Here is a 21,460-nt window from a genome sequence, read left to right as displayed (position 1 = left end):
CTCAGCTTGAAGCGTCCGGGGCACATCCCCTGAGCATCCGCAATGCAGCCATGGCTGCGCCGTAGCCGTTGTCGATATTCACCACCGTCAAGCCTGGGGCACAGCTGGCGAGCATGCCTTCCAAAGCGGTTCGTCCCCCTGCACTGATTCCATAGCCAACCGAAACCGGGACGCCGATCACCGGTTGCGGCACCAGACCAGCCAGCACCGTCGGCAACGCACCCTCCATTCCCGCGCAGGCGATCAGGATCCGCGCCGTGGCCAGACGGGGCAGTTGATCCAACAAGCGGTGCAATCCAGCCACCCCCACATCCATCACAGGATCCACGCCGATGCCGTGGCAACGCAGGGCCAAGCTGACCTCCGCCACCACCGTGCGATCACTGCTGCCTCCGCTGAGCACCGCCACCGCAGCCGGTGACGCAGGCACAGGAGGCAATGCACCCAGGGTGAGGCAGCGAGCGTCGGCATGCAGCTCCACCGCTGGCAACGCCTCACACACCCGTGCCGCTTTTTCGGGATCCACCCGGGTCGCCAGACCCAGTTCTCCTGCAGCGGCAAAGCTTTCAAGGATGGCGATGATCTGATCGGCTGTCTTGTGTTCCCCCCACACGGCCTCGACCATGCCCAAGCGCTGACGGCGCCGCAGATCGAGGCGAGCATCCGGGGTGGTCACTGCGGCAACAGTTCCCCTTCAAACACCAGCGGGAATGGGTTGCCCTGGCGCTGTCCTGTTTGCTCGCGGGCCAAGGTCTCGAAGCGCTCCTGAACCGTCTCCACCTCGGCCATGGAAATCGATTTCCATGCCTTACGACTGCTCCAACGAATCAGCAAGGTTCCCTCTTCGGTGGCCGGATCCCAGAACAGATCACGGCCCAGAAAACCCGGCTGTTGCTTCAGCCAAGGCTCCCAGCTGCCGCGTTCAGCCGCCATCCACTGCTCACGGCTCTCCCGGGGGACCTGCAGCCTCAGGTGCTCCACCACAGCCACCACGTCACCACGTATCGGATCGGACTCTGCCCGCACCTCTGTCTCCGAAAGCCCGCCCAACAAGAGAACCAGCGCCAAACAAGGTGCGATGACCCTAAGCAGAACAGACCGGAGGCGATGCACGGTTCAGCTCCGCTGCAGCAGGGCCACAGCCTGGCAACTGATGCCCTCTTCCCGTCCCTCCGGACCCAAGCCTTCATTGGTGGTGGCCTTCACACCCACGGCATCGGGGGCGATGCCGATCGCAGACGCCATTCGGCTGCTCATCTCGGTGATATGCGGCTTGAGCTTGGGGCGCTCAGCGATCACCACCGCATCGATGTTCACCACCGCCCAGCCTCGCTCCTTCACCAGCTTCACCACCTGATCCAGCAGCTTCAAGCTGTCGGCCCCTTTCCATTGGGGATCGGTGGGGGGGAAATACTTGCCGATGTCACCGAGGGCGAGGGCCCCGAGCAGCGCATCCATTACCGCATGCACAAGCACATCTGCATCGCTGTGGCCATCCAGGCCAAGACCATCGGGATGGTCCAGGGTCACACCCCCCAGGATGAGGGCCCGTCCGGGCACCAGCCGATGGATGTCGTATCCGTTGCCGATGCGCAGCTCCATGCCGGGATCTGAAGGGGCATCCATTGTCGCGGTCTGCCAGCGGGCAAACAGATCGGGCCGCCGCTCGCGGGTGCGCTGCTCCCGCTGCTCCTGGCGCCACCGGGCGATGGCACCGTGGTCGCCACTGCGCAGCACATCCGGAACGGTCATGCCGCGGAAGTCAGCGGGGCGGGTGTAATGCGGGTGTTCCAGGAGGAGTGCACTGTGGCTTTCCTCCACCAGGGAATCGGCGGTCCCCACCGTGCCGGGCAGCAGGCGCACAACACCGTTGATCACCGTCATCGCCGGCAGCTCACCACCGGTGAGGACGAAATCACCCATCGACACCTCCTCATCGGCCAGGCCGCGAATCCGCTCGTCGAAGCCCTCGTAGTGACCGCAGAGGAAAACCAGTTGATCGTGGTCACTGGACCAACGCTGCAGATCCGCCTGCTGCAGGGGACGCCCCTGCGGTGACATCAACAGCACCCGGCTGCGGGGACTGCGGGGAATCGCCTCCATCGCGGCGAACACCGGCTCGGGCTTGAGCACCATGCCGGCACCGCCTCCGTAGGGCTCATCGTCCACCTTGCGATGGCGATCCGTGGCGAAGTCCCTCGGGTTATGCAGATGCAACTCGGCGATGCCCGCGTTGAAGGCACGACCGATCACCCCCAGCTCCAGCAGAGGAGCAAACGCCTGCGGCGCCAGGCTCACCACATCAAGGCGGTAGGGGGCCATGCCGCTTCAGGCCGCGGGTTTGGACACCCTGCGGATGTCCGTGCAGAAACTGCCCTGCACCGGTGTTCCCTGGGCATCCACCGCCGTGGTGCTGCGCAGGCGCAGGTTGGCCCGCGTGAACCAGATCCGCTCCTGAACCTGCACGCCGTCAGCCCGGCTGAGGTTCAACTCCATGCTGCCGTCAGGCCAGAACCTCCAGTTGCCTGGGGAATCACCATCGAGGATCAGCTGTCCATCAGCGGCGAAGGTGAGGGTGCTGCTGGTTCCACCAGGGGCCTGCACATGCAGTTGGCCGAGAGCCCCCTGCTCGCTCACGCAGCGAACGGTGAGTTCACCCCGTTCACTGCTGTGCCACTCGTCATCACCACCGGCAGCCAGCTCAAAGCAACTGCGCAGGCTCATCCACTCCCCGTCGCAGAGGCTCAGAAAGGAGCCAGGGTCTTCCGGGGGAAAGGCTTGTTCACTCATGCGCCCATCCTCTCAGCCGTAGGGCAGGCACTTCTTGATTATTGATCCCCTGTGTAGCCCAGCTCCGCCAAGCGGGCGGGTTTGCTGCGCCAATCAGGCACCACCTTGACGAACAGCTCCAGATAAACCGGCCCATCGATCAGCACCTGCATCTGCAGCCGCGCCCCCTGGCCGATCGTCTTGAGCATCGCCCCGCCTTTGCCGATCAGGATCCCCTTCTGACTCTTCCGTTCCACCAGAACCGTTGCCAAGACGGCCGTCCGACCCGCACCCTTACCCTTGCCCTTGGCCGGCAACTCCTCAACGCGATCAATGGTGACGGCAACGCTGTGGGGCACCTCCTCCCGCGTGTGCAGAAGCACCTGCTCACGAATGAGTTCCCCCAGCAGCACCCGCTCCGGTTGATCACTCACCATCTCGGGCGGATACAGCTGTGGCCCCAAGGGCAACTGAGCCGCCATCGCTGCTGTGAGCTCCGCGCAGCCATCGCCTGACAGGGCGCTGCAGCGGTGCACTGGCCAATTCGTCTCCTGCAGCAGGGCGGCATAGGCCTCTTCCGCTTCAGAGCGGTGCTCCTCCGCCAGCTTGTCCCACTTGTTCAGGGCCACCAGCACCGGCAGGGACTGCTGCTGCAGCAGATTCACGATGAAGGCATCACCGCGCCCAGGGCGCTCGCAGCCCTCCAACAGCAACACCACCAGGTCCACTTCACCGATGGCGCTGCGGGCACTCTTCACCAGCCGTTCCCCCAGCAAGTGGTGGGGTTTGTGGATGCCAGGCGTATCCACCAGAACCATCTGGGCCACGTCCGTGGTGAGGATGGCCCGCAGGCGGTTGCGGGTGGTCTGGGCCACGGGCGATGTGATGGCCACCTTCTCCCCCACCAGCTGATTCACCAGCGTGGATTTGCCCACGTTCGGGCGACCGATCAGTGCGATGAAGCCAGAGCGGTAATCCTCTGGCAGGGGAGTTGCATGCATGCTCTAAGTCTGCGCCGCCATTGGATCAACCCGTTGAATCAGCCCGTTGAATCGACCCATAGCCTTAGGGCAGGAATTGAACAGGTCCATGGCGGATCAGCAGCCCACCTTCCAGCAGGCCATGGAGATCACAGCGGCCTGGCTGCAGCAGTGGGACAACGAGGAGATCAGCGATGAGGTGCTGGCCGACCGCATCGGTGAAATGGTGGCCAGCCGCGATGGTGCCCGGGGATTTTTCGTGGTGAGCCTGGCGGGCGAGAGCGTGCTGATGGATCGTTTGCCCGATGCCGTCGTGGGGCAACTGCGGGGCGCCGGTGCTGGCGTTGTGGATCTGAGCGTTCGCAATCTGGCCATGAGCACCGCCATGGCCGTGCATCACCGGCGCGCGGGAGATGAGGCCCAGCAGGCCGGCTCGGAGCGGGTCAGCAGCCGTTGCATTGAACTGCTCAGACTGCTGGAACCAGCGGAGGTGAAGGAGCGCCTGGAGCAACTCCTTGCCGCAGCCCTCGACAACCGCGGTGAAGACGTCGCCTTCCTGGAGAAATGGGGGTACGACGCTGAGCAGAAACAAGCCATCGGAGACAGCGTCTATGCCGTGGCTGAGGGCTGAGCCACAAAAAAAGCCCCGGACAGGCCGGGGCGGAGGTGGATTCGATTGCGTTGGCATCGTCAGTCGCGACGATCACCCGTAACGGTCAGTCGCGACGACCACCACCGTTGAGCACGATGATCAGGCGCAGGATGAAGATGAACAGGTTGATGTAGGTGAGGTACATGCTCAGGGCACCTGCCAGGAATTGATCATCCCGGTAGGAGCGGGGCATCGTGTAGAAGTCGACAAAGGCAGCGCCCACGAAGAGAACGGTGCCGAATCCGGCGATCATCAGCTCAAAGCTGGTGCCATGGAACATGGCAGGGGCAAAGATGCCGCCGATGAACTGGACGACCATCGCCAGGATCAGGCCGATCAATCCAAGACCCACCACTCCAGAGAGCGCCTGACCAACGGAATCGCTCATGCGACGACCAACTATCGAGGCAATCACGAAGGTGATTCCGGTGGCCAGCGCGGCGGTGCCGACCGCACCCACACCCGCAACGGCTCCCGCCAAAGCCACGAGACCACTCAGGGTGAACCCGGTGATCAGGCTGTAGACCGACAGCAGCGGCAAGGCTGTGGCGTTTTTGCCCTTCAAGGCGACGTTCTGCGCCACGAAGAACAGCACCAGGTTGCCGATCACAGCCACCCAGAAAAGGGGCATGAACAGCGGGGTGGCCATCATCGAGAGACCACCAATCACCCCGATTGAGGTGAGCACCATGCCGCCGCCGACGTAGGGCAGCGCTTTATTGACGACGTTGGGGCCGACGAGGGCGCTCGATTGCGCCTCGCGGATCGCCTCCTGGAAATTGCTGCTTGCTGGCATGTCGACCAGGTCACCAAAGACTCATCACATCCTGCCAGCGGTGACAAGGGATTGGGGTGTGGATCTCCCTATCGACGCTGAACTTTGGGCGTTTTGCGTTCGTCCCGGCGGGCATAGGCCTCCACCACCCGCTGCACGAGGGGATGGCGCACCACATCCGCAGCGGTGAGGCGGCAGACCGCAACCCCTTCAACGCCCTCCAACACCTCGGACGCCTCCACCAAACCGCTCTGCACGGTGGACGGAAGATCCACCTGGGTGATGTCTCCAGTCACGACCATTCGCGAACGCTCCCCCAGGCGGGTGAGCACCATGCGCATCTGAGCCGGCGTGGTGTTCTGCGCCTCATCCAGGATCACAAAGGCATCGCTCAGGGTGCGGCCTCGCATGTAAGCCAGGGGAGCGACCTCGATCACGCCCTTCTCCAACAGCACAGTGGTTTTCTCCGCTCCGAGCAGGGAGTGCAAAGCGTCGTAGAGCGGACGCAGATAGGGGTCCACCTTCTGCTGCAGGTCGCCCGGCAGGAAGCCCAGGCGCTCCCCGGCTTCAACAGCCGGCCGGGTGAGAATCAAACGCTCCACCTTGCGTTCGGTGAGCATCCGAACCGCGAGAACGGTGGCGAGAAAGGTTTTGCCGGTGCCGGCAGGACCGAGGGCAAAGGTGAGGTCGTGGCGCTCCATGGCGTCCACGTATTTCTTCTGGCGCAGAGTGCGCGGGCGCAGCAGGTTGCCCTTCTGGCTTTTCGCCAACACTTGCTCGCCCATGGCGGCATGGTCATCGCCGCGGCCGGTGTTGAGTGCTCCCAGCGCTGACTGGAGGTCCACCGGTGACACCGACTGGCCGTCCTGCCAGATCGGGCGCACCAATTCCACAACCGCAGCAGCCCTCTCAATCTGCGTTGGCCGCCCGGTGATCACCAGTTGAAGACCCCGCAACACCATGGAGGCTCCTGTCAGAGCTTCCAGGCGATGCAGGGTTGTTTCCGCTTCACCGGCGAGGGCCAGTGCAGCATCGGGATCAGGCAGGTCGAGAACGAAACGGCCGCGTTCGCCGTCGTCAGACACCGGAATGATCAGCCCTCGGTGGATTCGGATTCTGCGGAATCAGAAGCTTCAGCTTCTGCAGCCTTCTCCTCAGCAGCTGCAGCCTTGGCCTCAGCAGCCTCCTTGGCGGCTTGCTTGGCATCAGCTTCACGCTTAGCCGCTTGCTTGGCCTTGCCCACGGTCTCTGCAGGACGCACGGTCTTTTCCAGAAGACCGCCGCGCTCGAGCAGCGTGCGAACCACATCGGTGGGTTGGGCACCCTGACCCAGACGCTCACGGATGGCCTCGGTGTCGAGGCGCGTTTCCTTCGTCCGCGGGTTGTAGAAGCCCAGCTCCTGCAGGGGACGACCGTCCCGACGAGAGGTGCTGTTGCAGGCCACGAGGCGGAAGCTCGCTTCCCGCTTCTTGCCAAACCGCTTCAGGCGGAGCTTGATCATCGTGGCCCTGGAATGAAGGAAAAGAGGTGGTCCGGCGACGCCCAAAGGCCCGCCAAAGAACCACCATACCGTTCCGCCCTCACAGATCACCGAAGCCCTTTTTCTTCTTGGCGGGTCGCTGCCGCTTCGGTGGTCCACCGCGACCGGGACGACCTCCACCTCCGGGCATGCCACCCATTCCAGGCATTCCTGGCATTCCGCCCATGCCCGGCATGCCTCCCATGCCAGGCATGCCACCCATCCCGGGCATACCTCCCATTCCGGGCATGTTGCCCTGGCTCATCTGCTGCATGAAGCCGCGCATTTTCTGGAAGTCGGCCAGCACCTTGTCCACATCTGCGGCCTGATGGCCGCTGCCGCTGGCAATCCGGCGACGCCTTGAGGGTTGACTCGCCAAGAGGTCGGGATTTTCCCGCTCCTGCTGGGTCATCGAGCCGATCATGGCCTCGATGCGCTTGAGCTGCTGCTCCCCCTGCTTGAGCATGCCGTCATCGATCTTGTTCATGCCCGGGATCATTTTCATCAGACCCCCCAGCGAGCCCATGCGCTTGATCAAGCGCATCTGCTTCACGAAGTCCGAGAAATCAAACGTCGCCTCCTGCAGCTTCTTCTGCATCTTCTCGACGTCGGCGAGTTCGACCTCCTTCTGGGCCTTCTCCACCAGCGTCAGCACATCACCCATGCCGAGGATGCGGCTGGCCATCCGTTCGGGATGGAACGGCTGCAGGGCTTCCACCTTCTCGCCGGTGCCGATGAACTTGATCGGCTGACCGCTCACCTTGCGGATCGAAAGGGCGGCACCACCGCGGGAATCACCATCAAGCTTGGTGAGCACCGCTCCGGTGATGCCCACCTGGTCGTGGAAGGCGCGGGTGAGTTCGGCCGCTTCCTGACCGATCATCGAATCCACAACCAGCAGCACCTCATCGGGCTGCACAGCAGTGCGGATCCGCACCATCTCCTCCATCATCTCGGTGTCGATCTGGAGGCGACCGGCGGTGTCGACCAGGAGCGTGTCGAAGCCTTCCTCTTTCGCCTTGGCCAGACCAGCGGCTGCAATGTCTTCCGGTTTGGCCTCAGCACCGAGGCTGAACACCTCCACATCGATCTGAGCACCGAGCGTTTTCAACTGCTCGATGGCGGCTGGTCGGTAAACGTCGGCGCCCACCATCAGGGCTCGTCGCCCCTGATCCTTGAGGTGGAGGCCCAACTTGGCCGTTGCAGTGGTTTTACCAGCACCCTGAAGGCCGGCCATCAACACGACGGTGGGAGCTTCAGCTGCCTTGGCCAGAGGAGCGTTATCGCCCCCCATGACCTCCACGAGCTGTTCATGGACCACCTGAATGAACTTCTGATCCGGGCTGACCCCGCGCACCACCTCCGCACCAACGGCTTTGTCGCGGACCTCAGCCACGAACTCCTTCACCACCGGCAGGCTGACGTCGGCTTCAAGCAAGGCCCGACGGACGTCCTTCAGGGCTCCATCGACGTTGGTTTCGCTGATGCTGTCTTGGCCACGCAGCCCCTTGACCGCATCCTCAAAACGGGCTGAAAGCTCGTCGAACATCGGCGTTACGCCCCTGGATCAATGGGGTGATCGTAAAAAGCGACGGTCAAGCAACCCGGGCAAGCAACTCAGGAGCCCGGGATGTAGTCGTGCAAACGCCATTGGGTTCCATCTCTGCCGAGCACGTAGGTCACGCTGAAATCAGTCGGTGCCGTCTCATCAATGACGGTTCCATCAGCAGCCTGAAGGCGATCGCTGTAGGCCACCTGGGCCAGCAGTTCAATCCTCTGAGGCTTGCGGTCGACCACCTCGATGCTGGTGATGGAGGCATCAATCGACTTGGATCGCCCTGCAGCCTGATCAGCTTCCCTCTCCTGCTCCACGCGCTTCACCAGGGGCTCCCTCGCCACGACGGAAAGATCTGCCAGCTCACCGGCGAGCATCAACGCCTTGGCATCAAGCCATCCCTGGAGCAAAGCCTGAAGCTCAGCTTGGGTGGGGGCCTCACTGAGCAGTGGTTCTGTGGGCGCTGAAGGCTCAAGGTCGGGCTTCAGGCTCGCGATGGGCTCGTCATCCACCGGCTCGTCATTCGCCGGAGACGAAGCAGCATCGAGCTCCTGCGTCTCGTCAACCTCGTCGCCTGCCTGCTGCTCAGCGGAGAGTGAAGCGGTTTCCGGCAACAGCGGGGCTGGATACCAGTTGCGTCGAACCAGGCCGAAACCCGCAACGGTGATCCCGACCAGGGCAACAGCGGCAGCAGCGGGACGGAACCAACTTTGCCGCCAAAAACGTTGCTGCCAGAAACGTTGTTGCCAGAACGGCGTGGCATCCGCGTCTTCGGCGTCAAGGTCCTGGTCTGATTCAGCTGCGCCGCTCGAGGCCGCAAGGGATGCATCGCCTGCCGTTGCCCAGGCCAGGCTGATCTCTTCAGCACCGATCTGGCGCGACGCCTTGCGATCGAGACGATCGACAAAACCCTGCACGTCACGATCAGCGAACCAGGCATCCAGATCAGAACCGGAGGCATCGACGTCGCGGTATCCCGGTAGAACATCCCGTTCAAGCCAGGCCCGGCAATATTCGCATTGCGCGGCCAACCGATCACCAGGGTGGTTCAAAAACCAGGCCTGCAGATCCGGATCTCTCAGGACGGCGAAATGCCGATCCGCATCCTTGACGTTGCCCAACAGCAGATCCAGGCAGCCAAGCAGCGGCATGGGATCGAGGTCGGCATTGGCAAGCGTCTGCAGCCGGTCGCGGGCCTGCTCGAGAAACTCAGGCTTGCGCCGCGAGAACCCCGCTGCGGTGAGCGCCAGAACCGTGAGGAAACCGGCATCGGCTGCGCCCCCCTCAAACCAGCGGCTGAACAGATCGATCTGCTCCTGAACGGTGAGGAAGCGGCGGATCTGATGGAAGAAGGATTCGAAATCCTCCTGGCTGAGGCTGCCGGGCTGATCACCATCAGCATCGGTGGCCTCCAGGCCACCACGGGCCACAACCAGCTCATCCAACAGCGTCAACCCCCGTTGATGGGAGTCCTGATCGCCGAGATCACGGCTGAGCAGATCCAAAATCCTGAAGGGAGTCAGCCCTTGCAAGGCGTCTTCCAACTGGCGCTGCTGGTCGGGGAGCTTGCCCATCCGTTGTTGCAGCTCAATGCCGTCGATCAAAAGTTGGGCCGCCGACTCATAGCGCCGTTGGTCCTGTTCCTCCACGGCAGCATCGCGGCAGGCCAGGGCAGCCAGGAGCGTCAGGTCCGCTTCACGGCCACTGCCGAGGGCGGGGGCCTGAGGGGGTTGGAGACCCTGGCGTGCCATCTGAAAGGCCTCGAGAGCGCCATTGGCCTCCCAGAGCAGCATCAGGCCCGCCACTTCACTGCTGGTGGGAAGGTCCAGGCCCACCGTGCCGTTGGGATGGGATTCACTGAGGCGCAACAGGGCTGCTTCGTACTCGGCCCTGTCGGCGGGATCGGTCAGCAGATCGGCGGAGCGGCGCAGCAGATCGGCCCGCTGGAGCAGAACCTCGTGGGTGAAGCCCTGATCCGGAGGAGTCTCGCAGCGGGTTTCCAAGCGGCGCAGAATCGACTCTGGCGCTGCCGATGGACTGACGCCCAGAAGTCGGAAATGATCGATGGGCAGATCCAACAGCGCCGCTGCGAGGAGACGCGGATCTTAGTCAGTGTCAGGGGTTTTGCCCATCGCTCGTCGGTTGGCCCTTAAAGTTGATCTCAATCCCTTAGGTGGACATGGGTCAGGACCTCGCTGTCGATTCCGCTCCGATTGGCACTGCGACTGCTGGTCCCCATGCCGAACGGCTCTCCAAATTGGTGACGGCACAACGGGCCAGCGTGGACCGGGAGACCGGTCTGGAGCTGTACCGGGACATGACCCTGGGCCGGCGCTTCGAGGACAAATGCGCCGAGATGTACTACCGGGGCAAGATGTTTGGCTTCGTGCACCTCTACAACGGTCAGGAAGCGGTGAGCACCGGTGTGATCGGTGCGATGAAGCGTCAGCACGACTGGTTCTGCAGCACCTACCGCGACCACGTGCATGCCTTGAGTGCCGGCGTGCCGGCCCGCGAAGTGATGAGCGAACTCTTCGGGAAGGAGACCGGTTGCAGCAAGGGTCGTGGCGGCTCAATGCACCTGTTCTCCAAGGAGCATCACCTTCTGGGCGGGTTTGCCTTCATCGCTGAGGGCATTCCCGTGGCACTTGGATCTGCCTTCACCAGCCGCTACAAGCGCGACGCCCTCGGTGATGCCTCCAGCAACGCCGTGACAGCAGCGTTCTTCGGCGATGGAACCTGCAACAACGGTCAGTTCTTCGAGTGCATGAACATGGCGCAGCTGTGGAAGCTCCCGATCATTTTCGTGGTCGAAAACAACAAGTGGGCCATTGGCATGGCCCACGACCGGTCCACCAGTGACCCGGAGATCTGGCGCAAGGCCAGCTCCTTCGGCATGGCCGGAGAAGAAGTGGACGGCATGGACGTTCTGGCGGTGCGGGCAGCGGCCCAACGCGCGGTGGAACGGGCCAGGGCGGGTGAAGGTCCGACCTTGCTGGAGTGCCTCACCTATCGCTTCCGCGGTCACTCCCTGGCCGACCCGGACGAATTGCGGGCGGAGGAAGAGAAGCAGTTCTGGGCCAAGCGTGATCCCCTCAAAGCCCTCGAGCGGGACCTGACCCAAGCGGGTCTGGTGAACAGCGAAGAGCTGCGCGCCATCGAAAAGGAGATCGACGGCATCGTTCAGGACTGCGTTGACTTCGCCCTCTCCGCACCCGAGCCTGACCCCGCAGAACTCACCCGCTACATCTGGGCTGAAGACTGATTCAACCGAACGGGATCCGTTGAAACCAACGTCTCCCGGGGCGGCTCAGATGCCGCTCGGGAGTCGGCGGGTGAGGTTGCGCAGCTTGCGCAGCGCCTTGAGCTCAACCTGGCGCACCCGCTCGCGGGACACCTCCATCAGGCGTCCGATTTCAGCCAGGGTGTGACGCTCGTTGCCCTCAAGCCCGAAGCGCATGCGCAGCACGTGCTGCTCCTGTTCGCTGAGGTGACTCAACCAGCGGCCCAGCTGCTCGTGATGAATCCGCTGTTCGACGATCTCGAGCGGTTCATCGAGGGATGAATCAGCGATCAGATCCCCAAGGAAGCTGCGCCCCTCCTCACCATTGACGGGAGCATCCAGGCTGCTTGTGGTGAGCGCCTGACGCAGCAGCGAATCCAGCTCATCCAAAGGGATGTCCATCGCTTCAGCGATCTCCACACGGCTGGGCATGGCGCCGAGCTTGTGGGCCAGATCAAGACTGACCTTGCGGATCGTGGTGAGCCGCTCACTGAGATGAACGGGAAGCCGGATCGTGCGCGACTGGCAGGCAATGGCGCGGGTCATGCTCTGGCGGATCCACCAGAAGGCATAGGTGGAGAACTTGTACCCACGGGTGGGATCGAACTTCTCGACAGCGCGCTCCAGGCCCAGGGAGCCTTCCTGAATCAGGTCGAGCAATTCCAGACCTTTGCCTTGGTATTTCTTGGCAACGCTGACCACAAGACGAAGGTTGGCCTTCATCATCCGCTCTTTGGCGCGGCGACCGATCCTCAGAAGACGGCGCTGTGCCGCGGTGAGTTCTCCATCCTCGAACTCACGGGAACCGTCTTCAGTAAGGGCCATCATGGCCTGCACCTGATTGCCCAGCTCGATTTCTTCAGCTGGGGTGAGGAGTGGAATCCTGCCGATCGTGGCGAGATACCAACTGACGGGGTCGCTGCTGCGCCGGCGATGCGTCTCCAGCGGCTTGGAAGCTGTGGACACCTTGGGTGCTGCGGAAGTGAATTGACTTTCCTACGAACAGAAAGAATCTCGAAGTGTTTTCAGCAACCCTTCAGATTCAGAACAGCAAATCGCAACATTTCAGATTTGCGAAAGATTTAAAACCAAGAAAAGCTCTTTTGGGACCTGCCAGCCGAGGCAATCAAAACGAATCATTTGTTCAGACTTCGTTGAACATCGTTGTTTGCTTTTTCTGACACCGCGCTGTATTGATTTTCAGACAATCCGCAATCGCAGAAGCATCACTGGAGCGAGCATGAACGGCCGCCAAACCATGCAAAGCCGCAGCGGCAGTGAAGCTTTCCAGCCCAGGCTGCTGCTGTGCCGCCACCGCCTGGGCGCCCCAACCGGTGGCAAAACCGGCCAGCACGTCACCCAGGCCGGTGCGGGCCACCCGAGGGGTCGTGCCGGTCAACACCACGGCTGCACCTAATGGATCCACCAGCACCGAATGCGCCCCCTTCAGCAAAATGCAGCAACCGCTGCAGCGGGCAGCGGACATCGCCCTTTCCAGCGCGTCACCCGCACCACAGTCTGGAAACAACCGCGCAAACTCGGCGGCATGGGGCGTGAGCCAGGTCGGCCCCCGCCGCTTCAACAACCAACGCCACCCCTGCGGACTGGCCGACAGACCATTGATGCCATCGGCATCGAGCACCAGCAAACCGGCGACGCTGAGCATCTGCTCCGACCACTGGTTCCACCAATGGCTGGACGCCCCCAGACCAGGACCGACCAAAACCGCATCCAGCCGCTCTGGAATCACCCCGTCCTCCAGTTGCATCACCTCCGGCAACACCTGCCATAAGCCGGATTGCAGACGGGGCGGCACAACGGCCTGAACACAGCCGCAGCCACTGGCCATTGCCCCCCGCAGCGCCAGATGTGCTGCGCCGGGATAACGATCACTGCCCGCCACCACCAGGCAGCGGCCGCGTTCGTACTTCATCGCCGTGGGCGGCAGCGGCGGTAACGGGGCCGAGCAGGCCTCTGTCACCGGCAGGCGGCGGGGCAGGACCGCAGCGGCATTGCCCATCAACGAAGGCGGCAAGCCCAGATCGATCCGCACCAGCGCACCCACCCAAGGACGGGCCGGGTCCAGACACAACCCGCGCTTGATCCAGCCAACGCTGAGGGTGACCGAGGCACAGGCTGCCTGCTCGCCCAGCACGGTTCCTTGGTCGGAACAAAGGCCTGACGGCAGATCCAGGCTGATCAACGCCCCAGGCTGCAGCTGCTGCCGACGCCGGAACAAATCCGCCAAGAACTCAGGCAGCGGCCGACTCTGGCCGAGCCCGAACACCGCATCAAGCCACAGTGCGGCTCCGCCGGGGTCGGGCTCGTCAGCCAGGCGCTGCAGACCAAGCCACTCGCCATGGCGCAGATGGTCAGCGGTGAGGGGCTTGCGAATCGGCAGGGGACACCACAACGACACCTCAACGCCAGCAAGGTGCAACTCCCGAGCCACCACGAGACCATCGCCACCGTTGTGACCGGGGCCCACCAGGACAACCACGCCATGGCGCAGCAGATCCCGGCGCGCCAGCAGCCAAGCCGCCATGGCCAGCCCCACCTTCTCCATCAAGGCCGCAACAGGCATGCCGCTGTCGAACAACCTCTGTTCAAAGGCGGCCATGGACGCGGCATCCACAAGCAGATGATCGGAATCAGCGGAAGGCCACACCAGTTGCGGTTGCCGGGACCTCACTATGGAGAGAACTCCCTGCGCCGCCCATGGCCGTTGGATCCACCACAACCCGCGCTGGAGAGGCTGCTCTTGAGCGCCTCCGGCAATGGCCAGGGGAGCACCGCGTGGCCGTTGGTCTTTCTGGAGGCGTCGACAGTTCCCTGACGGCGGCACTGCTGGTGGAGGCGGGCTGGCAGGTGGAAGGCCTGACGCTCTGGCTGATGAGCGGGAAAGGGGCCTGTTGCGCCGAGGGGCTGGTGGATGCAGCCGGCATCTGTGAGCAGCTCGGCATTCCCCACCACGTGGTGGACACGCGGGAGACGTTCCAACAGGAGATCGTGCAACGGCTGGTGGATGGTTATCGCGATGGGATCACGCCATTGCCCTGCTCCCAATGCAATCGATCGGTGAAATTCGGACCGATGCTTGATTGGGCCCTGCAGGAGCGCAAGCTGCCCCGCATCGCCACCGGCCACTACGCCCGGATCCGCCATGGCGGCGATCAAGGGCGCCATCAGCTGTTGCGGGGCCTCGATACCCGCAAGGACCAGAGCTATTTCCTCTACGACCTGCCCCAGGAGGTTCTGGGGCGCATCGTTTTTCCCTTGGGGGAACTGACCAAACCCGATACAAGGCTCGAAGCCGCCCGCCACGGTCTGCGCACCGCAGAAAAACCGGAAAGCCAGGATCTTTGCCTGGCCGACCACCACGGATCGATGCGGGCGTTCCTGGATGCCTATCTGCCCCCACGGCAGGGGGAAATCGTGCTTTCGGACGGGACTGTTGTGGGCGAGCACGACGGCATCGAACACTTCACCATTGGCCAACGCAAAGGGCTCGGTGTGGCCTGGCGCGAACCGCTTCACGTCATCCGCCTTGACGCTGCGATGAATCGAGTGGTCGTCGCACCCCGGGCTGAAGCCGGCCGAGACAGCTGCGTGGTGGGTGCGGTGAACTGGGTGTCGATTGACCCGATCGAGGCGCCACGAACCGTTGAGGTGCAAGTGCGCTACCGCAGTGCGCCGGTGCGTGCGGAGCTTTCACCCCTCCCAGCCACCGAGGCCGATCAGCAGCGGCAGCGGCCCCACCGCTGCCACCTCAGCTTTGAGGAGGAGCAGTTCTCGATCACGCCAGGCCAGGCGGCGGTCTTCTACGACGGCGACACCGTTCTGGGTGGGGGGCTGATCCAACGGGAATAGGGCGTGACGCGCTGGCGCACCTGAACGAGGGCCTCAGCGACGCCTGGAGCCTCAGGCGCAAGCAACCAATGCACCGACCCGTTGGCCGAAATCAGCGCCGTGGGGCCCGTGTTGCCGACGCTGAGCAGATCCCGTCCTGTCTCGATCGCCCGTAACTGCGCCAGGGCCAGGAACTGCTTCTGCAGCTGCAGCGGATAGGGGTCGAGATTGGCGATGGCCAGAAGCCAGGTGGCGCCATCGGCAGCAGCGCGCGCCAGAGCCAAACCATCGGCGATCTCGTAGCAGATCGCAACGGCCGCAGGGGGGTCAACGACCTCCATCGTTCTCGGGGCCGGACCGGGGGTCAACCCACCCACCGCAGACAGTCCTGCCGTCAGCCCGGCGGGCAAGGGCGGAATCCATTCCCCGATCGGCACCAGACGGTGCTTGTCAGCCAAGGGAACAGGAAAGCGGGCCGGCGGCTCGAACAGCAACAGAGAACTGCGCTGCTGACCCCGCACCCAACGAAATCCGCCACTGATCAGAGGAATGGCTGGAGCCTCAACCGGCAGCTGAAAACGCGCCGGCAGCGCTCCTTCCGGAGCCACCACAGCAGCCGGACTGGTGGGCTCCAGCTGACGCATCGCCTCCACCAGAGATTGGGGAAGCGCCTGTTGACGCTCCAGATCGAACTTTTCTCGCGTGGGAACAGCGGGTTGCCAAACCCCCAGAGCCACGGAACCGACCGGCGCCGGCGGCGCCAACAACAGCCAGCTGCCCAAGCCATGGGCCAGAAGCACACTGGCCAATCCGAGCAAGCCCCAGCGACGCCAGGCTGCGGGTTGCTCGAACAGCGCCAGCAGGCAGCAGCCCCAGCACAACTGCAGCCAGGTCAGCCCTCCTGAACCGAACCAGCGGGCCAATCCCGCCAGGGGGCGGTCCCAGGGAAGGGTGGTGCCGCCGACGCCGATCCAGAACAACGGCGACCCCGACAGCACCAGTTCAGCCATGGCCCAGAGCCCGGCCAGCAGCATCAGCCGCACTGGACGCGGCCAACGGCGAGGCAGACGCCGCGACAGCACAGACCATCCGGCCAGGAGCAGAGCGGCAAGGCTCCCGCAGGCCAACCAGAGGGCCAGCGCCACCGGCAGGCTGAGCCAGGCGGGAACGCCCATCCAGGTGAGTGGATGCAGGGCCAGCAACCAACGGTGGCTGAACAAAACGGCCAACAGTCCCCAGGCCGCCGACCAGCGGGGACGCTCCACCACGGACCAGAGCAGCGCCAGGGCAGGGACCATCAGCAGGGGGCCACCGAGGGAGGGAGCCACGCCGGCCAGGACGCCGCCCAACAGGGCCCGCGATCCGGCCTGCAGTTGGTGATTGCCCATGGTCAGCAGTCCCGGCCAAAGGCATCCTGGACCGGACCCGCCCACCTGTCGCCATGGATGCCGCGAATCCTCTTCAGCAACTGCTGCTCCGCGGCCTGGGCACCACCACCCTCGTTGCTGAGCGTCTGCGCGGCGTCACCCAGAACTGGGTGAGCAGTGGCCGGCTGGATCCGAACGAAGCGTCCGCATTGGTGGACGACGTGCTCAAGGCCCTGCGCGGGGAAACCCCCGAACTGGAACAGCAGATGGGGCGCAACCTGGAACGCAACCGCGACAACCTTCTCCAGGACTTCGGCGTTCCAAGCCAGAAGGAAGTGGATGAGCTGCGCGGCCGCATTGATCGCCTCGAGCAACAGCTGCGGCAGATGAACCGGCCTGAATGAACGCCGACGCCGCGGACCGGAGGTCAGAATCAGAGCAACAGAAGCCTTTCCGTGCGCGACATCATCATCAGCACAACGGTCTGTGTGGCCTGCCTGCTCCTGGCCCTGGTCAGCCAGATCGTGGCCCCCTCCACCGTTTCCGCAGCCCCGGCGCAGCCTGCTGCCGTTCGCAGCGAGGCTTCAAAACCCCAGAAGGCGTTGAGCTTCGAACTCGACCCTGACGACCCCAACCCGACTCTTTTCGCCATGGCCAACGATTCCGCACCCGCCGACGCCTCAGCCCTCGGCGGCCCACTCGATGCACCAGACACCACCATCACCGCCAGTGGTCTGAAAATCATCGAGCTGGAGGTGGGCAGCGGCGACGAGGCCACCCCCGGCCAAACGGTGGTGGTGCACTACCGCGGCACCCTGGAAGATGGACTGCAGTTCGATGCCAGCTACGACCGGGGCACCCCTTTCAGCTTCCCCCTCGGGGCTGGCCGGGTGATCAAGGGTTGGGATGAAGGCGTCGCCGGGATGAAAGTGGGCGGAAAGCGCAAGCTGGTGATCCCTTCCGACCTCGCCTACGGAAGCCGTGGCGCCGGTGGTGTGATTCCCCCCAACGCAACCTTGATCTTCGAGGTGGAACTGCTCGACGTGAAGAAGTAAGCGGAAGCTAGGCTCATCTCAAGCCAATTCCGCTCTAAACCGATGCTGCGCTCGGCCCTTTCTGCCCTTGCATGTGCCCTCCCTGCCCCTGTGGCAGAAGCCCACTGCGACGGTCCTTGTGGCGTGTACGACCCGGCTTCCGCTCGCGTGGCAGCCGAAGCCGTGCTGTCGACGACCAAGAAGCTGAAGGCGATGGAAGCTCCCGCAGCTGGTGACACCGCTGCCCTGGCCGCTTACAACAACACCTTCGGCCGCTACGTGGCCATCAAGGAAGAGGAAGCACAGAAGACCAAGAAAGAACTGTTGATCCTCTGGACCGACTACTTCAAGCCCGATCACCTGGCCACCTTCCCCGACCTGCACGACACCTTCTGGAAAGCAGCCAAGCTCTGCAGCGCCTGCAAGGTGAACATCGATCAGGCCAAGGCTGAGGAACTGATGGCCGCGGTTGAAAAAATCCACGGCATGTTCTGGCAGTCCAAGGGCCGTTCCGACGCCTGGGTCACCGCATCCTGAGTTCAAACAGAACCAATCCCCCCATCGCAGCAGCAGGTCTTGGCGACCTGTTGCTGCTTTTTTGTGGGCGACGTCTGCTGCTGCGCATCGAAGGACGATCGATGCAACCCACCCTTGAACCGGGAGACCGGGTTTTGGTCAGACGGCTGAAACAGAAGGCCTCACCCAGCCTGGGATCCGTGGTCGTAACCTGGCATCCACAGCGAAGCGGGCTGCGCCTGATCAAACGCCTCAGCCGAGTGGACAGCACAGGACTTTGGTTGTTGGGAGACAACCCAGCTGAGAGCACCGACAGCCGCCAACTCGGAGCGGTGCCAACCAACCTGTTGATTGGCGAGGTGGTGGGCCGGCTTCCGCTCGGGGAATCAGAACAGAGCCGGTGAGGTCTTCTGCAGCCAGATGGCCCCGGTGATGATCGAGAGAGAACCCGTACCGCCAACAAGGAAGGGCATCAGTCGGGCACCGCTTCGGAGTGTGAGAAACGAAACCACGGACACCACAGCCACCATGGCGCCGATGGATCCAACCAAGTAAGCCACGAGATAACCCACAGCGGCGTGGGGCGGCAGAGCCAAAGCAGGGATCACAGCCAGCAGGTGACTGGCCCCCGCCAGTCCATGCAGCAAGCCCAGGCCCGAGGAGGCATGGACGTGGCGACGGTGGTTGCTGGCGCCACGCACATGCAGATGGAGATGACGATGCTCTGCGGCACCGTCGTGGCGGTGCTCATGGGTGTGCAATTCCAACCCGAACGCCGTGCGCACGGCCAGGGCACCCACCACCAGCAGGGCAACACCCACCAAAAATTCCGCCCAAGACGACATGGCCTCCACATGGGCAAGGTCTTTCAGGCCAATAGCAATCGAGGCCAGAACCACAACTCCGGTGGAGTGACCGGCCCCCCAAGCCAAGGCGTGACGAAAGGAGGCCCATGGCTTGTTCAAGGAGAATGGCGCCATCGCCACAAGGTGATCAGCACCACCCACCACATGCACGGCCCCGGCTGCAACACCAGTCAAAAGGCTTATGAACAAGTCGCTGTCCCGAGGTGCCTCAATTCTGCCCGACAGCGTGCAGATACATGCGTCACAATCGATGCACAAAAATCTAGAACCAAGACAAAGTAAATATCCGCTAAAACGAACTAATAATTTTTCTCAAAATGTAGTACACGCTCTAAACAGAACAACTTAGCAGGACGCATTAACAGCGTGGACAAATGAATCACACCTCGGTAACACCACTTGACGCTGCCGAAGAGAGATTGCTTTGACCAAGCAGAACCAAATCCTCTGTAGTTGTAATGTTATAAGTTGAAATTGCTTGTGCAGACTCGTCAGCAATGGACTGCGCCGTACCACCGACTGACGAAGCCTCTGCAAAGCCTTGCTGACTAACAACAGAACTAATCGATTCGGCATTATCAATAGAGTTTGGCTCACTATCATTAGAACCTCCAAAAATACCTTTGATACTAGAGGTCAGGTTAGAGAAAGCATTGCCGAGAACCGATACAGCAGATGCCGTAGCGCTGTCACTTAGATCTGCACTGATGCTGCTATTTGGATCAACAAAGTTGAAATCAGTTTCACTTATACCAGTTGTATGAGACAAGGCATCAGCTGTGACAATACCAAGACCAACAGATTCTGACGAAACATTATTAACTGCTTGCGCATCGACTCCAATCAGTCCAAGCCCACTACTTGTGAACGCACTTTCCTCAAGCACCGAAAGTTCCTGCCAACCCACAGCTTCACTACTGCCATTCGTTGTTGTAGCAACCGCAATAGTTTCAACATCAGCGCTCAATTCAGCCATCAATCTTGCATCTGCAAGAACCATAAGTTCTGTCGCATCAACAATGTCATTACTGCTGACTGCCATCACGTCACTAACTACCGACTGAGCATCGGCGATAACACTGGATATGTTGGAAATTGCGAGGTCAACTTCACTACCCATGATATCAGCAACTCCCTCGACACCCTCAAAACCAAGGTCGAACCCAACCGCAACCGCATCGGAAAGACCTGACGAGCTGCTACCGACCGCAGAACTCAGGCCACCAAAATCAAGTTGAAAGGTGACTTCATCCGCAGCACTAAATTCAGAAATCTCGGCACCAACGGTAATTAATTCACTGTAGGCAGATGCTCCAGTAGAGACCGCTTTTGCATCAGCAACGCTGTCTCCAAGAACATCGAAATCAACTAGAAGATCATCATCAACATCGATAATTGCATCACTAACACCGACAAGACTAGACTCCGATACTGCGTTCGAGTCTTGTGAAGCTTTCTCCCAATCAACATTTTCAAAATTAGTAGCTGTCAGGTTGAAAAGATCAGATTCCCAAACTCCATCCTCCGAGAAAGACGCAAAGGCAACAAAATCACCCAACTCACCTTGGCGAGCCATCAAGGCGGCATCTTTCAATCCAAAAGCATTCAGACTCAGAGTATCGAAGCCATCACCACCGTCTATAAATGACTTGTCTTCTTGAGTATTAATCTCAAAATCGATTATGGCTATATCGTCGCCTTCATGGAGAGCAACATTTGAGAGATTATTGAAAGAAACCTCGTCTATTGAACCAGTACCGTCTCCTTCTGATACAAGAACGTTGGAAGCACCAGCGGCAACAATATTGATACCCAAAGATTGAGTAGCAACCGATCCATTATTATCAGAAGCAGAAATTTGATAAGCTTCTATTGAATTAGCTGAAAGCGGGACATTTCCTTGATCGATATTATAAGTTAAGTAGCCGTCTCTAGTACCAGAAGAACTGTCATAGCTAATTGGACCAGGAAGATCAAGATGACCGTACTGATCGCCACCAGACTTAGTAATCTGAATGTTGTCCGAGCGATCAACATCAAAAACCTCAAGCGAATATTTATATGAATCTGGCAGTTCACTACTAAATGCTGAATCAAGAATCTTTCCGCCTGGATCGAGACTAATTATAGAAACATCATCATTAAATCCTACAATCTTATATTCATAGGATTCAGATGCTGTTCCATCTACTGATTCAAAGCTTAGTGTTGCAGTAGCAGTTTCACCCTCGGCAAGAGAATCGAATCCATTTCCATATCCATTATTTGTGATCGTAATATCTGCAGCTTCTGGAT

Annotated in this window: 22 protein-coding genes; 7 read left to right on the top strand and 15 right to left on the bottom strand. The window is 61.5% G+C overall.

Features of this window, described 5'->3' with window-relative positions; translation table 11 throughout:
• Window position 1: 1 nt before the first annotated feature.
• Genes larB through era form a run of 5 tightly spaced genes read right to left on the bottom strand, consistent with a single transcriptional unit; the run spans window position 2 to window position 3,770 of the window.
• Window positions 2-676, bottom strand: a complete 675-nt coding sequence (gene larB / locus NCN05_RS09730; RefSeq protein ID WP_250397923.1) for a nickel pincer cofactor biosynthesis protein LarB — start codon at window positions 674-676, stop codon at window positions 2-4.
• The gene (locus NCN05_RS09725) at window positions 673-1,068 is read right to left on the bottom strand and encodes a TIGR03792 family protein (protein WP_250397922.1); all 396 of its coding nucleotides are present in this window, start codon (window positions 1,066-1,068) and stop codon (window positions 673-675) included. The genes larB and NCN05_RS09725 overlap by 4 nt, the downstream gene beginning before the upstream one ends.
• 48 nt (window positions 1,069-1,116) lie before the next feature.
• On the bottom strand, window positions 1,117-2,322 hold the full coding sequence (gene trmD, locus NCN05_RS09720) for a tRNA (guanosine(37)-N1)-methyltransferase TrmD (protein WP_250397921.1): 1,206 nt from the start codon (window positions 2,320-2,322) through the stop codon (window positions 1,117-1,119).
• Window positions 2,323-2,328: 6 nt separating this feature from the next.
• Window positions 2,329-2,790 carry a phycobiliprotein lyase gene (locus tag NCN05_RS09715; RefSeq protein WP_250397920.1) on the bottom strand — a complete coding sequence of 154 codons (462 nt, stop codon included), beginning with the start codon at window positions 2,788-2,790 and terminating at the stop codon, window positions 2,329-2,331.
• A 38-nt stretch (window positions 2,791-2,828) separates the two neighbouring features.
• Complete coding sequence (gene era / locus NCN05_RS09710) at window positions 2,829-3,770, bottom strand: GTPase Era (RefSeq protein ID WP_250397919.1); 942 nt, start codon at window positions 3,768-3,770, stop codon at window positions 2,829-2,831.
• A gap of 88 nt (window positions 3,771-3,858) precedes the next feature.
• On the opposite strand from era, the gene NCN05_RS09705 reads away from it, so the two are divergent.
• Window positions 3,859-4,380, top strand: coding sequence for a sll1618 family protein (locus tag NCN05_RS09705; RefSeq protein ID WP_114988416.1), 522 nt, complete (start codon window positions 3,859-3,861; stop codon window positions 4,378-4,380).
• Window positions 4,381-4,465: 85 nt separating this feature from the next.
• On the opposite strand, the gene NCN05_RS09700 is transcribed toward NCN05_RS09705, so the two are convergent.
• The 5 genes from NCN05_RS09700 to NCN05_RS09680 form a co-directional block, all read right to left on the bottom strand.
• A complete protein-coding gene (locus NCN05_RS09700; RefSeq protein ID WP_250397918.1) occupies window positions 4,466-5,197 on the bottom strand; it encodes a Bax inhibitor-1/YccA family protein in 732 nt (243 codons plus the stop codon).
• 68 nt (window positions 5,198-5,265) lie between these two features.
• Window positions 5,266-6,261, bottom strand: coding sequence for a PhoH family protein (locus NCN05_RS09695; RefSeq protein WP_186495699.1), 996 nt, complete (start codon window positions 6,259-6,261; stop codon window positions 5,266-5,268).
• Window positions 6,262-6,269: 8 nt separating this feature from the next.
• A complete protein-coding gene (gene rpsP / locus NCN05_RS09690; RefSeq protein WP_115133001.1) occupies window positions 6,270-6,677 on the bottom strand; it encodes a 30S ribosomal protein S16 in 408 nt (135 codons plus the stop codon).
• Window positions 6,678-6,756: 79 nt separating this feature from the next.
• A complete protein-coding gene (ffh, locus tag NCN05_RS09685; RefSeq protein ID WP_250397917.1) occupies window positions 6,757-8,244 on the bottom strand; it encodes a signal recognition particle protein in 1,488 nt (495 codons plus the stop codon).
• A gap of 68 nt (window positions 8,245-8,312) precedes the next feature.
• On the bottom strand, window positions 8,313-10,328 hold the full coding sequence (locus NCN05_RS09680) for an ARC6/PARC6 family protein (RefSeq protein WP_250397916.1): 2,016 nt from the start codon (window positions 10,326-10,328) through the stop codon (window positions 8,313-8,315).
• A 101-nt stretch (window positions 10,329-10,429) separates the two neighbouring features.
• Here NCN05_RS09680 and pdhA point away from each other — a divergent pair, with 101 nt between their 5' ends.
• Window positions 10,430-11,515 (top strand): pyruvate dehydrogenase (acetyl-transferring) E1 component subunit alpha, encoded by a 1,086-nt coding sequence (gene pdhA / locus NCN05_RS09675; RefSeq protein WP_250397915.1) that lies wholly within the window; start codon window positions 10,430-10,432, stop codon window positions 11,513-11,515.
• 45 nt (window positions 11,516-11,560) lie between these two features.
• On the opposite strand, the gene NCN05_RS09670 is transcribed toward pdhA, so the two are convergent.
• Window positions 11,561-12,499: an RpoD/SigA family RNA polymerase sigma factor gene (locus tag NCN05_RS09670; RefSeq protein WP_250397914.1), complete on the bottom strand. Its 939-nt coding sequence runs from the start codon at window positions 12,497-12,499 to the stop codon at window positions 11,561-11,563.
• 178 nt (window positions 12,500-12,677) lie between these two features.
• A complete protein-coding gene (locus tag NCN05_RS09665; protein WP_250397913.1) occupies window positions 12,678-14,201 on the bottom strand; it encodes an NAD(P)H-hydrate dehydratase in 1,524 nt (507 codons plus the stop codon).
• 50 nt (window positions 14,202-14,251) lie between these two features.
• On the opposite strand from NCN05_RS09665, the gene mnmA reads away from it, so the two are divergent.
• Window positions 14,252-15,403, top strand: coding sequence for a tRNA 2-thiouridine(34) synthase MnmA (gene mnmA, locus NCN05_RS09660; RefSeq protein WP_186495704.1), 1,152 nt, complete (start codon window positions 14,252-14,254; stop codon window positions 15,401-15,403).
• Here the strand turns inward: mnmA and lnt are convergent.
• Window positions 15,355-16,770: an apolipoprotein N-acyltransferase gene (lnt, locus tag NCN05_RS09655; RefSeq protein WP_250397912.1), complete on the bottom strand. Its 1,416-nt coding sequence runs from the start codon at window positions 16,768-16,770 to the stop codon at window positions 15,355-15,357. The genes mnmA and lnt overlap by 49 nt on opposite strands.
• 53 nt (window positions 16,771-16,823) lie before the next feature.
• Between lnt and NCN05_RS09650 the strand changes: the two genes are divergently transcribed.
• The 4 genes from NCN05_RS09650 to sodX are packed head-to-tail and all read left to right on the top strand — an operon-like array spanning window position 16,824 to window position 18,703.
• Window positions 16,824-17,153 carry a phasin family protein gene (locus tag NCN05_RS09650; protein WP_006850663.1) on the top strand — a complete coding sequence of 110 codons (330 nt, stop codon included), beginning with the start codon at window positions 16,824-16,826 and terminating at the stop codon, window positions 17,151-17,153.
• Between the two features lie 51 nt (window positions 17,154-17,204).
• Window positions 17,205-17,804: an FKBP-type peptidyl-prolyl cis-trans isomerase gene (locus NCN05_RS09645; RefSeq protein WP_115008753.1), complete on the top strand. Its 600-nt coding sequence runs from the start codon at window positions 17,205-17,207 to the stop codon at window positions 17,802-17,804.
• A gap of 42 nt (window positions 17,805-17,846) precedes the next feature.
• Window positions 17,847-18,320: a superoxide dismutase, Ni gene (gene sodN / locus NCN05_RS09640; protein WP_250397911.1), complete on the top strand. Its 474-nt coding sequence runs from the start codon at window positions 17,847-17,849 to the stop codon at window positions 18,318-18,320.
• A 50-nt stretch (window positions 18,321-18,370) separates the two neighbouring features.
• Window positions 18,371-18,703 (top strand): nickel-type superoxide dismutase maturation protease, encoded by a 333-nt coding sequence (gene sodX / locus NCN05_RS09635; protein WP_250397910.1) that lies wholly within the window; start codon window positions 18,371-18,373, stop codon window positions 18,701-18,703.
• Here the strand turns inward: sodX and NCN05_RS09630 are convergent.
• Complete coding sequence (locus tag NCN05_RS09630) at window positions 18,686-19,354, bottom strand: hydantoin utilization protein A (RefSeq protein WP_250397909.1); 669 nt, start codon at window positions 19,352-19,354, stop codon at window positions 18,686-18,688. The two genes, sodX and NCN05_RS09630, sit on opposite strands and share 18 nt — an antisense overlap.
• A gap of 190 nt (window positions 19,355-19,544) precedes the next feature.
• Window positions 19,545-21,460 (bottom strand): hypothetical protein (locus NCN05_RS09625; RefSeq protein WP_250397908.1); only part of this gene is annotated, 1,916 nt, incomplete at its 5' end.

The organism is Synechococcus sp. MU1651, from assembly GCF_023630635.1.
Lineage (GTDB): Bacteria > Cyanobacteriota > Cyanobacteriia > PCC-6307 > Cyanobiaceae > Parasynechococcus.
The sequence above is the reverse complement of the archived record's forward strand: the minus strand, read 5'-3'. Positions and strand labels throughout refer to the sequence as shown.